This is a genomic window from Bacteroides caecigallinarum (assembly GCF_016902295.1).
Lineage (GTDB): Bacteria > Bacteroidota > Bacteroidia > Bacteroidales > Bacteroidaceae > Phocaeicola > Phocaeicola caecigallinarum_A.
Window position 1 is genome coordinate 1 of sequence record NZ_JACJLQ010000056.1, and the last position, 13,455, is coordinate 13,455.

12 protein-coding genes and 1 tRNA gene are annotated in these 13,455 nt (G+C 38.6%); 9 read left to right on the forward strand and 4 right to left on the reverse strand.

The features are described from left to right. Positions 1-398 precede the first annotated feature (398 nt). Positions 399-1,028 carry a recombinase family protein gene (locus tag H6A27_RS13295; protein WP_204509033.1) on the forward strand — a complete coding sequence of 210 codons (630 nt, stop codon included), beginning with the start codon at positions 399-401 and terminating at the stop codon, positions 1,026-1,028. 51 nt (positions 1,029-1,079) lie between these two features. Here the strand turns inward: H6A27_RS13295 and H6A27_RS13300 are convergent, their stop codons facing one another. Together H6A27_RS13300 and H6A27_RS13305 are read right to left on the reverse strand one after the other, a co-directional pair. Beyond that, positions 1,080-1,592 (reverse strand): hypothetical protein, encoded by a 513-nt coding sequence (locus H6A27_RS13300; RefSeq protein WP_204509034.1) that lies wholly within the window; start codon positions 1,590-1,592, stop codon positions 1,080-1,082. Positions 1,593-1,631: 39 nt separating this feature from the next. Beyond that, the gene (locus H6A27_RS13305) at positions 1,632-2,174 is read right to left on the reverse strand and encodes a hypothetical protein (protein WP_204509035.1); all 543 of its coding nucleotides are present in this window, start codon (positions 2,172-2,174) and stop codon (positions 1,632-1,634) included. Positions 2,175-2,614: 440 nt separating this feature from the next. Here H6A27_RS13305 and H6A27_RS13310 point away from each other — a divergent pair, with 440 nt between their 5' ends. After that, complete coding sequence (locus H6A27_RS13310) at positions 2,615-3,118, forward strand: low molecular weight protein-tyrosine-phosphatase (RefSeq protein ID WP_204509036.1); 504 nt, start codon at positions 2,615-2,617, stop codon at positions 3,116-3,118. Positions 3,119-3,235: 117 nt separating this feature from the next. On the opposite strand, the gene pnp is transcribed toward H6A27_RS13310, so the two are convergent. Then, the gene (gene pnp, locus H6A27_RS13315) at positions 3,236-5,404 is read right to left on the reverse strand and encodes a polyribonucleotide nucleotidyltransferase (RefSeq protein WP_204509037.1); all 2,169 of its coding nucleotides are present in this window, start codon (positions 5,402-5,404) and stop codon (positions 3,236-3,238) included. 210 nt (positions 5,405-5,614) lie between these two features. Between pnp and H6A27_RS13320 the strand changes: the two genes are divergently transcribed. The 4 genes from H6A27_RS13320 (at position 5,615) to H6A27_RS13335 (ending at position 10,327) form a co-directional block, all read left to right on the forward strand. Beyond that, complete coding sequence (locus H6A27_RS13320) at positions 5,615-6,760, forward strand: TlpA disulfide reductase family protein (RefSeq protein WP_204404262.1); 1,146 nt, start codon at positions 5,615-5,617, stop codon at positions 6,758-6,760. Between the two features lie 180 nt (positions 6,761-6,940). Then, positions 6,941-7,405, forward strand: coding sequence for a transcription elongation factor GreA (greA, locus tag H6A27_RS13325; protein WP_204404260.1), 465 nt, complete (start codon positions 6,941-6,943; stop codon positions 7,403-7,405). A 54-nt stretch (positions 7,406-7,459) separates the two neighbouring features. Next, positions 7,460-7,867, forward strand: coding sequence for an HIT family protein (locus H6A27_RS13330; RefSeq protein ID WP_204509038.1), 408 nt, complete (start codon positions 7,460-7,462; stop codon positions 7,865-7,867). Positions 7,868-7,996: 129 nt separating this feature from the next. Then, positions 7,997-10,327 (forward strand): TonB-dependent receptor, encoded by a 2,331-nt coding sequence (locus tag H6A27_RS13335; RefSeq protein ID WP_239469690.1) that lies wholly within the window; start codon positions 7,997-7,999, stop codon positions 10,325-10,327. 63 nt (positions 10,328-10,390) lie between these two features. Here H6A27_RS13335 and H6A27_RS13340 read toward each other — a convergent pair whose 3' ends face one another. Further along, positions 10,391-11,434 (reverse strand): mannose-1-phosphate guanylyltransferase, encoded by a 1,044-nt coding sequence (locus tag H6A27_RS13340; protein WP_204509040.1) that lies wholly within the window; start codon positions 11,432-11,434, stop codon positions 10,391-10,393. A gap of 170 nt (positions 11,435-11,604) precedes the next feature. Here H6A27_RS13340 and H6A27_RS13345 point away from each other — a divergent pair. The 3 genes from H6A27_RS13345 to H6A27_RS13355 all read left to right on the forward strand — a co-directional run bounded on the left by H6A27_RS13345 (position 11,605) and on the right by H6A27_RS13355 (position 13,361). Then, positions 11,605-11,688 (forward strand) — tRNA-Leu (locus H6A27_RS13345). 240 nt (positions 11,689-11,928) lie between these two features. Then, positions 11,929-12,837: a hypothetical protein gene (locus tag H6A27_RS13350; RefSeq protein ID WP_204509041.1), complete on the forward strand. Its 909-nt coding sequence runs from the start codon at positions 11,929-11,931 to the stop codon at positions 12,835-12,837. Between the two features lie 233 nt (positions 12,838-13,070). Next, positions 13,071-13,361 carry a helix-turn-helix domain-containing protein gene (locus H6A27_RS13355; RefSeq protein WP_204509042.1) on the forward strand — a complete coding sequence of 97 codons (291 nt, stop codon included), beginning with the start codon at positions 13,071-13,073 and terminating at the stop codon, positions 13,359-13,361. Positions 13,362-13,455: the final 94 nt, after the last annotated feature.

Here is a 13,455-nt window from a genome sequence, read left to right on the forward strand (position 1 = left end):
GAAATGAACGGATATACTCCGTTTTTCAGGCACTTTTCAAGGCCATTTTAGCAATAATTGTGGGTGGATTAAGCCGTTCTGAGTGGGTGGGTATGCTCCGTTTTCGGCAAAGGTAAGAACGTTATTAAGCTCAAAAACTTCTATTACAAATAAAATGAAACTATATAAAGCACTATATAAGCGTTTGCAGGAAAATCAGAATAACGCAATAGATATCCGCTCATTAGTGGCGTGAAATGTATTCTTTGGAAAGTGTATTCTTTTAAATCTATATAAACCCAATAAGAATATATAAAATAGTATTCAATTTATTCTTTGATTTATTTGCATACATCAAAAAGAATTGCTATATTTGTATCAAGAAACAAAGAGATACTAATAATTAAGACAAGTAGGTTATGAAAGCAGTAATATACGCTCGTGTAAGTTCAACGACTGACAGACAAAATACGGAAAGACAGATTGAGGATTTGAAGGCTTATGCTTCTGCTAATTGTTATAAAGTAGAGAAAGTATTTTCTGAAAAAATTAGTGGCGCAAAAAAGAATGCAGAGCGTGAAGTGCTTTTAGCCTGTTTGGACTATGCTAAACAGAATGGAATTGATATAATTTTAGTGAGTGAGTTAAGTCGATTCGGTCGTGCAATATGGGAAGTGCTCGAAACGATAAAGTATTGTGCAGACAATTCTATAAACGTATTCTTTCAGAAAGAAGGATTACAGATTTTGGACGAGAAAGGAGAAGTTTTGCCAACGATGGCAATTTATATAAGCTGCCTTGGATTTGCCGCTGAAATGGAAAGAAAAAACATAGCATTTCGTCTTAATTCAGGTCGTGAATTGGCTAAACAAAAAGGCATAAAGATGGGGCGTAAAGAAGGAAGTACAAAAAGCAAAGAACAAAAAGCAGAAGAATATAAACAAGTGATTAAGGAGCTTAAACGAGGTACAAGCGTACGAAAAACCGCTAAACTCTGTGACGTATCAACTTCAACAGTTCAAAGAATTAAAGTCGAATTTGATTTATAAAAACAAAAGGGAGGGCAAACCTCCCTTTATTTGTATAAACAATTGCAGCTATTACAATTCAGAATAGTCAAAGCTTAATGTCCCATTTAGGGTTACCGCATCATTTTCACTATTGACAACTTTCAAATTACTAAATTCTACAGTAATGTCTTCTGAATTATAACTTTTTACTTTTAATGAGCCACCAACAATTTCATTATATTTAATCTCATCCATAATCCCGATTGTATGCACAACAGAACCTCCCAATATATCAAGTCGTTTATCAGATATATTGTTTAAATCTATGTCTTTAACAAATATTTCTATGCGATAGAATGGATAAGTATCATCTGTATCTGAAGATGTTGGATATAATTCAGCTTGTATTCCTGCACGCTCTTGAGAAGGAATATTTATAAAAGTATTAGTAGCACCTGTAATTGCCCTATTATAGTAATTAACTTCATTTATTGTAAAGTCAGACCCTACAGTATCAGGGACATTATCATTACTGCATGATGTTAAACTGAAAAAAGTGACTGTAAACAACACAATAAAAATATAATCAAAATACTTTTTCATAATTAATTTTATTAAGGTTATACGAGACAAAAATGTATTTTAATCCCATGAATAATCACCATAATCAATGATACCTCTTAATGTTATTTCTCTACCATTACCAATTAATGCATCAATTTCTTCTGAAAATACAAGAAGTTGATGATTATTAGTGATAGCTATTTCAGCAGGTATCTTAAAACGATATTTTGTAGAATTTAAGATTTCCCCTCTACAGGTAACATAAAAATATTTTTTACCCGTATTAGAATAGCGGCTTTCACCACAGTCATATAATTTCCCTTTATTATTCAAAGTCCATTTACCGTCACTAGGAAGTGCATGATAGAGAGTATATTCATCTCCACTAAATTCTAACTTTAACCAACATCCGATTTCTGAGTTACTAAGAGATTCTGTGTAATGCCATGTTGTACCATTAAGTAATTTAATAAATTCATTAACACTTTTGACTTTCTTTACTTTTTCATTGATAGTTTCTTTTTTAGCTATCGTCTTTTCATCTTTAGTGTTCTTCATGTCACAACTTACGAATATAACAGAAACCAATAAAAGTAATATGAGTGAAATTGCTTTTTTCATTTTGCTTAGTGTTTATAAAGTGATAATAAAATATAGTCCAAAATCTGTGGGGAAGACAATACAAAAAGCGTGGACTTTACGCTGTATCGACTTCCAAGGTATCGCCAAACACCCAATCAACCATATACAACAGTAAAAGCCCACGCCGATGAGGACGCAGGCATTACCTTGTTATCCTTGGTTGATTTCTGTTGAATTTGGCGATTTTGGAAATCCATAAGATACAAGCTAACGCTTTTTATATTATATGTCTTTTATAAATATCTACATAGGCAAAATTATTTTAGTTCATTGCACAAAGTTAACACTTTCCGTTTTATTAAGATTGAAATAAGGCAGAAAAAACATTGTAAATCAATTCAAATGTCTAATTTTGTACAATTAATATACGATAATAAGGTATAAATATTGTAAACTATAATGTAAACTAATTTAATATAATGGGAAATAATCAACTGATATACAATAAAAAATACAAGATACTATTTGTTTGCTTGGGGAATATCTGCCGCTCTGCTACAGCCGATGAAGTGATGCGTACTCTTTTAAGAAAAGAAGGTCTTGAAAAAGAAATCGAAGTAGATTCGGCGGGAACGAGTTCATATCACCGTGGTGAGTTACCGGACGAACGTATGCGTATGCATGCCGCACGCAGAGGATACCGTCTTACACATCTGTCACGTCCTGTGTGTACAGACGATTTCTATAATTTTGACATTATATTAGGTATGGACGACCGTAATATCGCTAACTTACGTGATATGGCTCCTGATATTGAAACAGAAAAGAAGATTAGACGTATGACGGATTATTGTCGCCTGAAGGTTGTCGATTATGTACCCGACCCTTATTATGGTGGCGCGCAGGGCTTTGAGAATGTGCTCGATATACTTGAGGATGCCTGCCAGGGATTACTGGAAGAAATAAAGACTGGTAGGATTTAAATGATAAATCCATCAATATTTATTTGAATGTTTGTCTTGAATATAAAAAAGACTCAGGAATACTTATAACGTAAACCTGAGTCTTTTTATTGTTTTTATAAAGATTGTTCTTTATAATTATTTCTGTTGAGGCTTTCTTTCACGTTTTTTGTTGTTTTCTTCCATACCTTCTGGTTTTGGCAACAAAACTTTGTGTGAAAGTTTGAACTTACCGGTCTTAGGATCGATTTCAAGAAGTTTTACTTCAATATCGTCACCTTCTTTCAAACCGGCTTCTTCTATTGTCTCAAGACGTTTCCAGTCTATTTCTGAGATATGAAGCAAACCGTCTTTTCCAGGGAGGAATTCAACGAATGCACCGTAAGGCATGATAGAACGAACCTTACCTGTATAAACTTCACCTACTTCAGGAACGGCAACAATACCTTTTATCAGGCGAATGGCATCGTCGATAGATTTCTTGTTTGTTCCGGAAATTTCAATGCGACCAACGTTATCAACTTCTTCGATTGTAATAGTCGCACCGGTTTCTTCCTGCATACCCTGTATAATCTTACCACCAGGACCGATTACCGCACCAATGAATTCCTTAGGAATTGTCATAGTCTCGATACGTGGAGCGTGAGGTTTCAAGTCTGCACGAGGTTCGGCAATACATTCAGTCAATTTGCCAAGTATGTATTCGCGTCCCTGTTTTGCCTGAAGAAGTGCTTTTTCAAGTATGTCGTATGTAAGACCGTCACACTTGATATCCATCTGTGTCGCTGTGATACCTTTGCAAGTACCTGTTACCTTGAAGTCCATATCTCCCAGGTGGTCTTCATCGCCAAGGATATCTGAAAGGACAGCGTACTTGTCTTCGCCGGCATTTTTGATCAATCCCATTGCAATACCTGATACCGGATTCTTGATAGGTACACCGGCATCCATAAGAGCCAATGTTCCGGCACATACTGTTGCCATTGAAGATGAACCGTTTGATTCAAGTATATCTGAAACTACGCGTACGCAGTATGGATAATCTGCTGGTATCTGTCCTTTCAAAGCACGCCATGCCAAGTGTCCGTGACCGATTTCACGACGTCCTACACCGCGCTGTGCTTTAGCTTCACCTGTAGAGAATGGAGGGAAGTTGTAGTGAAGAAGGAAACGTTCTTTGTGCTGGTCAAGTACATCGTCAACTACTTTTTCGTCGAGTTTTGTACCTAATGTAACAGTACTTAATGACTGAGTCTCACCACGAGTGAAGATTGAAGAACCGTGAGGACCAGGCAGTGGGCTTACTTCGCACCAGATAGGACGAATTTCTGTAGTAGTACGTCCGTCAAGGCGTTTGCCCTCGTCAAGGATGCAACGGCGCATAGCTTCTTTTTCCACGTCATGGTAGTAACGGTCTATCATTGCGCCTTTTTCTTCAAGTTCTTCTTCGGTGAACTGTGATTTGAATTCTTCGCAGACAGCATCGAAAGCATCGCCGCGCTCGTGTTTGTTTCTGTTACCTGATGCGGCAATAGCGTATGCTTTTTCGTAGCAAGCATCGTGTACTGCCTTGCGAAGGTCTTCATCGTTTTCTTCGTGGCAATATTCACGTTTGATAGTTGTGCCGACTTCTTCCATCAGTTCCATCTGAGCTTTGCAGTGTACTTTGATAGCCTCGTGAGCGAACTTCATAGCTTCAAGAAGATCCTGTTCAGAAACTTCTTCCATTTCGCCTTCCACCATCATGATGTTTTCGTATGTAGCGGCAACCATCAAGTCCATGTCGGCTTTCTTAAGAGCTTCGAATGTAGGGTTTATTACGAACTGTCCGTCAATACGTGCTACGCGAACTTCTGAGATAGGACCTCCGAATGGAATATCAGAAACGGCAAGTGCCGCTGAAGCTGCAAGTCCTGCAAGTGCGTCAGGCATATCAACGCCGTCAGCCGAGAAGAGGGTAATGTTTACATATACCTCTGCGTGATAATTATCAGGGAAAAGAGGACGTAATGCGCGGTCAACAAGACGGCAAGTTAAAATTTCATAGTCAGAAGCCTTGCCTTCGCGTTTAGTGAAACCGCCAGGGAAACGTCCGAATGCTGAATATTTTTCTTTGTACTCTACCTGTAAAGGCATGAAATCTGTTCCGGGAACTGCATCTTTTGCTGCACAAACAGTAGCTAACAACATGGTGTTACCCATGCGCAGCATAACAGCACCATCTGCCTGTTTTGCTAGCTTTCCCGTTTCGAGTGTGATGGTTCTTCCATCTCCGAGCTCGATCGTCTTAACAATTGGATTGATCATAAAAAATGTTTTAATATTGTTTTTCGTCAAAAATCTGCGCAAAGATATACAATTTATTGCAGCAAACAGGTGAAAATGAGGTGAAACTTTCATAAAATGCTATTTTTTAGTCGCTTATTACTAAGAAGGGGTAAAAAAACTTTGTGAAATCGTTTAAAACAGTAACTTTGCAAGCCAAAAATAAGATTAAAAACTTTTTGATATAATATTATGAGCAAGAAAACCTATATTGCCGCTATCTTAATATCTGCAGGCTTTGCGGCATGTAATCGTGGCCCTGTTTTCAATGTAGAGGGTGAAATTTCGGGTGCAGAAGACAAGGTGTTGTATATGGAACATTCGTCGATTAATGGTCTTGTAGAGTTGGATTCTGTAAAACTTGGTAAAAATGGTAATTTCCATTTTTCGGGTGATAGACCCGAGGCTCCTGACTTTTATCGTTTGAGAATTGAAGATAAGGTTATAAATTTTGTTGTTGACTCAACTGAAACTGTAAATATCAATTCGGATTATAATACATTTGCTTCAGAATACACTGTTACAGGTTCTGAAAGTAATAATAGAATAAAGGAGCTTTCATTGCTTCAAGCCGGATTACAGGCCAAAGTAAACGAATTGGGTAAGTCTGGTATGCCTGCCGGACTGGCACAGGATAGCCTTATGCGTATGATTGATAGCTACAAAAACAATGTAAAGCGTAATTTTATATACAATGAACCTGACAAGGCATCTTCATATTTTGCTCTGTTCCAGCAGTTGAACGGATTTATGATATTCGATCCGTTATCAAATAAGGAAGATGTGAAATGTTTCGCGGCCGTTGCTACAAGCTTGAATCATAAGTATCCTCATGCCGACCGTTCCAGAAACCTTTATAATATGGTAATCAAGGGAATGAAGAATACGCGTACCTCTCAAGCAAAACCTTTGGAAATCTCTCCTGATATGATACAGGAGACATCTATTATAGATATTCCTTTGAAAGATATAAATGGCGAGACAAAGCATCTTACAGATTATAAGGGTAAAGTGATTCTGATAGATTTTACTGCGTATGCTACTCCAAGTTCAGGAGCCAGGACCTTAGCTTTGAGGGAATTGTATAATAAGTACTCTTCAGAAGGATTGGTTATATATCAGGTTTCTCTCGATACAGACGAACACTTCTGGAAAACTGTATGCGACAATCTGCCATGGGTGTGTGTTCGCGACCCACAAGGACCTTATTCAACATACGTTAATGTGTATGGAGTAACCGGCTTGCCAACGGCATTCCTTGTTAATAGAAACAATGAACTTGTATTGAGGCTGAACGAGAAATCTGATCTCGAGGCTGAAATCAAGAAATTACTTTGATATGTTTAACAGCATGTAAAAATAAGATACTTATTTACTTGAGTTATAAGAAAAAAGCTTATCTTTGCACACAGAATTATAAGATAAAGGGTTCCGACATCTTGAACATGTCGGAATTCTTTTTTGTTTTATATTAAATCAGACAATTATTAATAACGAAATATTAGGAGGAAAATTATTATGGCTTATATGTCAGAAGAAGGCTATCAGAAACTTGTAGCCGAACTAAAGCATCTGGAGGCTGTTGAGCGTCCGAGAATTGTTGCAGCTATTGCTGAAGCACGTGATAAGGGTGACTTGTCGGAAAATGCGGAATATGATGCCGCTAAAGAAGCTCAGGGATTGCTCGAGATGAAAATCAATCAGCTTAAAGCTACAATCGGTGATGCTAAAATCATTGATACTTCAAAAATGAAAGCTGATACAGTCCAGATTCTTACACGCGTAGAATTGAAGAATGTAAAAAACAATATGAAGATGGCTTATACTATCGTTTCAGAAAGTGAAGCTAACCTTAAGGAGGGCAAGATTTCTGTAACTACTCCTATTGCGCAAGGTCTGTTGGGCAAGAAGGTAGGTGATGTAGCGGAAATTACTATTCCTCAGGGTAAAATCAGTCTTGAAGTTTTAAGTATATCATTTTAATAGTTAAGGCAGGTCTGCTTTGTGCAGGCTTGCCTTATTTAATTTCAATAAGATATGGCAACTATATTCAGTAAAATTATTGCAGGAGAAATTCCCAGTTACAAAGTAGCCGAGAATGATAAATTTTATGCTTTCCTTGACATTAATCCATTGGTGAAAGGACATACATTGGTAGTCCCTAAAAAGGAAGTGGATTATATATTCGACCTGGAAGACGACGAGTTGGCAGAAATGCATGTTTTTTCAAAAAGCGTTGCTTTGGCAATCCAGAAAGCTTTCCCTTGTAAAAAGGTAGGAGAAGCGGTAATAGGTCTTGAAGTTCCTCATGCACATATCCATCTTATTCCAATACAGAAAGAATCGGATATGCTTTTCTCTAATCCTAAACTTTCGCTTACAGCCGAAGAATTTGTTTCTATAGCAGATGCCATAAACAAGGCTTGGGTAGAAGGTCAGAAATAATTTCCCTATATTCATAATATTAAAGCCATCTTTTCAGATGGCTTTTTTTGTATGTAATCATTAAATTTGCAGTGTTTTAGTCCGAAAATACTTGATTTTATGAATAAAAGATTTTTTAGCTGGCTTATTATGCTTTTTGCTGCAGTATCTGTTATTGCCCAAAACTATCAAATAAAAGGTACAGTGGTGAGTAAGAATACACGTGAACCATTGGAGTTTGTAAATGTTCTTGTGGTTGGCCTTAATATTGGCGCATCTACAGACGCTGAAGGTAATTTTACTATTAATGAAGTTCCTCCTGGTATATATCAGTTAAGAGCTTCCACCATAGGTTATAAAACTGTTTTTACGGAGGAGTATAGAGTGAATCATATTACTCCACATATAAACATTGAGCTGGAGGAGGAGAGTACTGCTATATCGGAAGTTACTGTTACTGCCTCGCCTTTCCGTAGAGTGGCGGAGAGTCCTGTCAGTTTAAGGGTTATAGGCCTTCAGGAAATAGAAAAGGCGCCTGGAGCAAATCGTGATATATCGCGTGTGGTACAGAATTATCCTGGAGTGGCATTCTCGCCGGTAGGTTACAGAAATGATCTTATAGTCCGTGGTGGCGGCCCGTCTGAGAACAGATTTTATCTGGATGGTGTCGAGATTCCCAACATAAACCATTTTAGTACTCAAGGGGCCTCCGGAGGTCCTGTTGGCCTGATTGACGCGGATCTGATACGGAATGTCAAGTTTTATAGTGGAGCATTCCCTGCCCATAGAGGTAATGCCTTGAGCTCTGTTCTTGATTTCAGTCTTCGCGACGGAAGTATGGAACGTAACTCTCTGAAAGCTACTTTGGGCGCTTCTGAAGTATCGTTGAGTTCAAATGGTCATATTGGCGACAAAACTTCTTATCTTGTATCTGTCCGCCAATCATACCTGCAGATGTTGTTCAAGGTTCTTGGCCTTCCTTTTCTCCCGGCATATACTGATGCTTCCTTTAAGATTAAAACAAGGTTTAACGACAAAAATGAGCTTACTGTTCTGTGGCTCGGAGGTCTGGACCGTATGAAACTGAATATGGATATTGATTCTGAATATGCAGAGTACTTATTGAGTTATCTGCCTACTATAGAACAGGAAACTTTCACTTTAGGCGGTGTGTATCGTCATTATGCAGGAAATCATGTACAGTCTGTTACTTTGAGTCATAGCTATCTGCATAACAGAAACTTCAAATATCAGAATAATGATGACAGTAATCCGGATAATCTGAACCTTGACTTAGGCTCTGTTGAGCAGGAAACAAAACTAAGGTTAGAGAATACCTCCAATTGGGATTCGTGGAAAGTCAATGCCGGTGTTGAGCTGAATTATTCACATTATACAAATTCAACTTTCCAAAAAGTGTTTACAGATGTACTACGTGAGTTCAATTATAATACCAAGCTTGATATGTTGAGATGGGGGCTATATGCTTCGGCGGATTATTCTTCGTTTGATGATAGGTTTACGGCATCGTTAGGCGTTAGAACTGACGGCAGTAATTATAGTGACAAGATGAAAGAACTTTGGAGGCAGTTATCTCCACGTTTGTCTGTATCATACCGTTTGGTCGATGGTTTGTTCCTTAGCGGACACATGGGATTGTATTACCAGCTTCCGGCATATACGGCATTAGGCTATAAGGATAACAATGGTGTTTATGTAAATAAGGGACTGGATTATACCTCCGTCACTCAGGAAAGTGTCGGACTTACATGGAATCCTACTGAAACCATGGAAATATCTGCCGAGGGATTCTATAAGAATTATAATAATATGCCTCTCTCAGTGGCTGATGATATACCTTTGTCGTGCAAGGGAAATGATTATGGGGTTATAGGTAATGAACTGTTGACGTCCGATGCTGAAGGCCGTTCATATGGAGTCGAAATAATGTTCAAATGGCTATTGGCTAAGAAACTGAATCTTTCGTCTTCGCTTACACTGTTCAGAAGTGAGTTTAAATCGGCCGCCGATGAGAAATATTTTGCTTCAGCATGGGACAACAGATTCATATTCAATATGAGTGGAACATATAATTTCCCTAAAAACTGGAGCTTGGGCATGCGTGTGTGTGCAATAGGAGGTTCTCCATATACACCATACGATGAGGAAAAATCTTCTTTGATAGAGGCATGGAATGTTCAGGGGCGCGCTTACTATGATTACAGCCGTTACAATATGGAGCGACTTCCTGCTTTTGGACAGTTAGACGTAAGGGTTGACAAAACATTTTATCTTAAGAAATGTATGTTGGGTTTCTATCTTGATATTCAGAATATCACTTCCAGCAAGCTGCGTCAGCAGGATGCTCTTATGAGTACCGGTGTGGAGGACCCTGACCGTCCGGGACATTATATAATGAAAAGTATAAAGATGGAAAGCGGTACTTTATTGCCTACTATAGGTATCACTTTCGAGTATTGATTGTAATGGAAATAATTTATAACGACAATAGCCGGCATTTTTGCCGGCTATTGTCGTTATAAATTATACAAAGTCTTCTCCAAATTTCATTTCCACATCATTAACGAATCTTCGTATGGTGTTCTGATCGTCTTTCTTGCAGATTAGCAATACGTTGTCATGTTCAGCTATAAGGTAACCTTTCAGGCCTTCAGCCACAACTAACTTGTTTTTCGGCATGAGAATGATATTTTCGTTACACTCATACAATAATGAATTACTGTTCAGTATAACATTTTTATTAATATCCTTAGGTGATGCTTCGTATAGTGATTGCCATGTTCCTATGTCTGCCCATCCGAAGTCGCATAGCTGTACGTAAACGTTGTCTGCTTTTTCCATTATGCTGTAGTCAATAGAGATATTCGGACAGGCACTAAAGTCTGGTGCGTCGCATTCCAGTTTAGGACATACCTCAGTCATATTCTCATGGAAGGCATTCATGATAGTTACTACATGCCAGATGAATATTCCTGAGTTCCAGTAAAACTCATTGCTGTTTACAAACACCTCGGCGAATTCCAAAGCAGGTTTTTCGATGAAGGTTTTTACTTTGCAGAAATCGCCTTCACGCTCGTCCTCGTCTATCTGGATATATCCATAACCGGTTTCCGGCCTTGTCGGTTTGATACCGATGTTTATCAGTTTTCTTGAGGTAGAAGCAAAGTCCAACCCTTTCAGTATGGATGAACGGAATTTGTCTATGTTAAGAATAAGCTGATCCGACGGGACTACGACAATAGTTGCGTCAGGATTTGTCTTCTGTATCACATGTGATGCGTAGGCAAGCGATGGCGCTGTATTTCTTCTTTCTTCTTCTAAGATGATTTGCTTTTCGTCTATTTCCGGAATTATATTTTTGACTAAATCCTTATAATCAATAAACGTTGATATATAAATGTTTTCGGGCTTAATCATTCCCTTGCATCTGTCGAAGGTAGTACGTAATAACGTTTCTCCCGTACCAAAGAAATCCAGGAATTGTTTAGGCAGTTGTTTTCTGCTGTAAGGCCAAAATCTTCTGCCCATTCCACCTGCCATGATTATGCAGTAGTAGTTCTCGTTCATGGTAATATAGTTTGTGTTTTTAACATTGCTAATATAATGATTATTTTATAAACAAGGGGGTTAATAGTGTCTAAAAACCGTTATGAATAAAAAATATTATATTTTTATCAGAGAAGTATTGCAGATATGAAAAAAATGTGTACCTTTGCATCGCAAAACGATAAAGAGATGCCCAGATGGCGGAATCGGTAGACGCGCTGGTCTCAAACACCAGTGGAGTAACATCCATCCCGGTTCGACCCCGGGTCTGGGTACTTCAAGCCCTTGATAATCGACTGATTATCAAGGGCTTTTCTTTTTATCGGGCGTACTAAAAGTGTACTTCCTGACGAAAAGAAAAAGAAAGAGTACTTTCGCCGTTTTATCAACCTTATATTTATGCTTTATTAACAAAGATGCTGCATATTTCTTCCTTTCTCCTGCTTTTGTTTGCTTTGAAAACGGTATCCATCACTTATCTTTGTAACCCAAACCGATTTTAATGCACAACGTATATGGAAGATTTCAGAGAAACCAACTTCAAAAAGATACAGCAGTTACTTGATAAATGTGTTGCCCATGAATACGGGATGAAAACTAATGCGCTTGCCTTAAAGCGTGAATACCTGACGGAAGCGCAAATGAATGACTACATCCGGCAAGAAATTTTCAACGTGACCGAGAACCTTGTATCCCTATGCCAAAAGAACCGTGCCCTGCACAATATACATTTTGACATACTGATGCCGGACTTCCTTTGGGAAAGCGGTTTCTTCGAGAATCTCTCTTTTGACGAGCGGAAAAAATATATTTCGTTCCAATGTTCTTCTTTTGATATGGACAAATACCTGCAATCTTCCACTTGCTATGATGAGCAGCTTCCGTTCTTTTCTTCCATTGTGCGCCTTGTCATGCAGACCCAATATCTGGAATACCTCCAACAACTGGAGAACGCCAGTCATGCCTCTGTTCCTTTGGATGAGAAATCAGAAGAACAGCCAAAAAAAGAAGAGAAGGCACAGCCTGAGCCGACCAAGATAGTCGGGAAATCCAATCCATTCAAATCAGTCCTTACAACGCAACAAATCAAACTGTTGGTCGAATGTATCAACGAAGCGCACATATTCACCACGACAATCACCCCGAAAATCCTTTCGGATTTCTTCGCCTGCAAACTGAACGGGGTATTGAAGTCCAACAACAACCGCTTGCTGGCTTATCTGATGATGCAGCTTAGCTGCTACAACTATATCGCTTATGAGTGGCAGTCCGTCATAGCCAACAACAAGCTGGAACTTGCCAAGATAAAAGACAAATACCTCACACGCAGCGACTTGTCGAGTGCGACAGACAACGTGAAGTGCATCTACCCGAAAGGATACGAACTCATAGACAAATACATCAAGCAACTGCAAAAAGGTTGAGCATAGTCTGAGCGGTCAAACAAAGCTCAATTAGACTTCATTTCCAAGCCTTTAACTTTGCCCCCGTTAACAAAACGATGCGGCATGTCGGCATAGGTCAAAACAGAAATATTTCACGTGAGTTACCCGTAACTTATGTGTTGATGTTTTGGAGGATACCGATTTTTGCCCCATCAAAAATAAAACGAGGGTGCGCACCTTCATATTGTTTCACCAAAAAAGTTTCAAGCAATATGGAAAAGACTTTGGAAATGCGAGTGGAAGAACTCGAAAGAATGTTGTTCCTGACCAAGAATGTGCTTAGCTTTGATGAAGCGAGCACATTCCTCAACCTGTCCAAAAGTTACCTTTACAAGCTGACTTCGGGCAATCTGATTCCCCATTACAAGCCGCAGGGGAAGATGCTTTATTTTGAGAAGTCCGAACTGGAAGCATGGCTCCGCCAGAATCCGGTAAAGACCAAAACGCAGATAGAGCAAGAAGCGCAGAAGTATGTTCTCAACCATCCCTTAACCCAAGTTTGATAGTAAATTTATGCTTTTCTTTGCTACTCAGTATTTTGCAATTTTCATTTGCTCCTCTGTGTACTACAAACTTTTTTCTATTTTGATTTTTCTG

What these genes read in the sequence shown, in the direction of transcription:
- H6A27_RS13295 (WP_204509033.1), top strand. Translation starts at nt 399, where the DNA reads ATGAAAGCAGTAATATACGCTCGTGTAAGTTCAACGACTGACAGACAA.
- H6A27_RS13300 (WP_204509034.1), bottom strand. Translation starts at nt 1,592, where the DNA reads ATGAAAAAGTATTTTGATTATATTTTTATTGTGTTGTTTACAGTCACT.
- H6A27_RS13305 (WP_204509035.1), bottom strand. Translation starts at nt 2,174, where the DNA reads ATGAAAAAAGCAATTTCACTCATATTACTTTTATTGGTTTCTGTTATA.
- H6A27_RS13310 (WP_204509036.1), top strand. Translation starts at nt 2,615, where the DNA reads ATGGGAAATAATCAACTGATATACAATAAAAAATACAAGATACTATTT.
- pnp (WP_204509037.1), bottom strand. Translation starts at nt 5,404, where the DNA reads ATGATCAATCCAATTGTTAAGACGATCGAGCTCGGAGATGGAAGAACC.
- H6A27_RS13320 (WP_204404262.1), top strand. Translation starts at nt 5,615, where the DNA reads ATGAGCAAGAAAACCTATATTGCCGCTATCTTAATATCTGCAGGCTTT.
- greA (WP_204404260.1), top strand. Translation starts at nt 6,941, where the DNA reads ATGGCTTATATGTCAGAAGAAGGCTATCAGAAACTTGTAGCCGAACTA.
- H6A27_RS13330 (WP_204509038.1), top strand. Translation starts at nt 7,460, where the DNA reads ATGGCAACTATATTCAGTAAAATTATTGCAGGAGAAATTCCCAGTTAC.
- H6A27_RS13335 (WP_239469690.1), top strand. Translation starts at nt 7,997, where the DNA reads ATGCTTTTTGCTGCAGTATCTGTTATTGCCCAAAACTATCAAATAAAA.
- H6A27_RS13340 (WP_204509040.1), bottom strand. Translation starts at nt 11,434, where the DNA reads ATGAACGAGAACTACTACTGCATAATCATGGCAGGTGGAATGGGCAGA.
- H6A27_RS13350 (WP_204509041.1), top strand. Translation starts at nt 11,929, where the DNA reads ATGGAAGATTTCAGAGAAACCAACTTCAAAAAGATACAGCAGTTACTT.
- H6A27_RS13355 (WP_204509042.1), top strand. Translation starts at nt 13,071, where the DNA reads ATGGAAAAGACTTTGGAAATGCGAGTGGAAGAACTCGAAAGAATGTTG.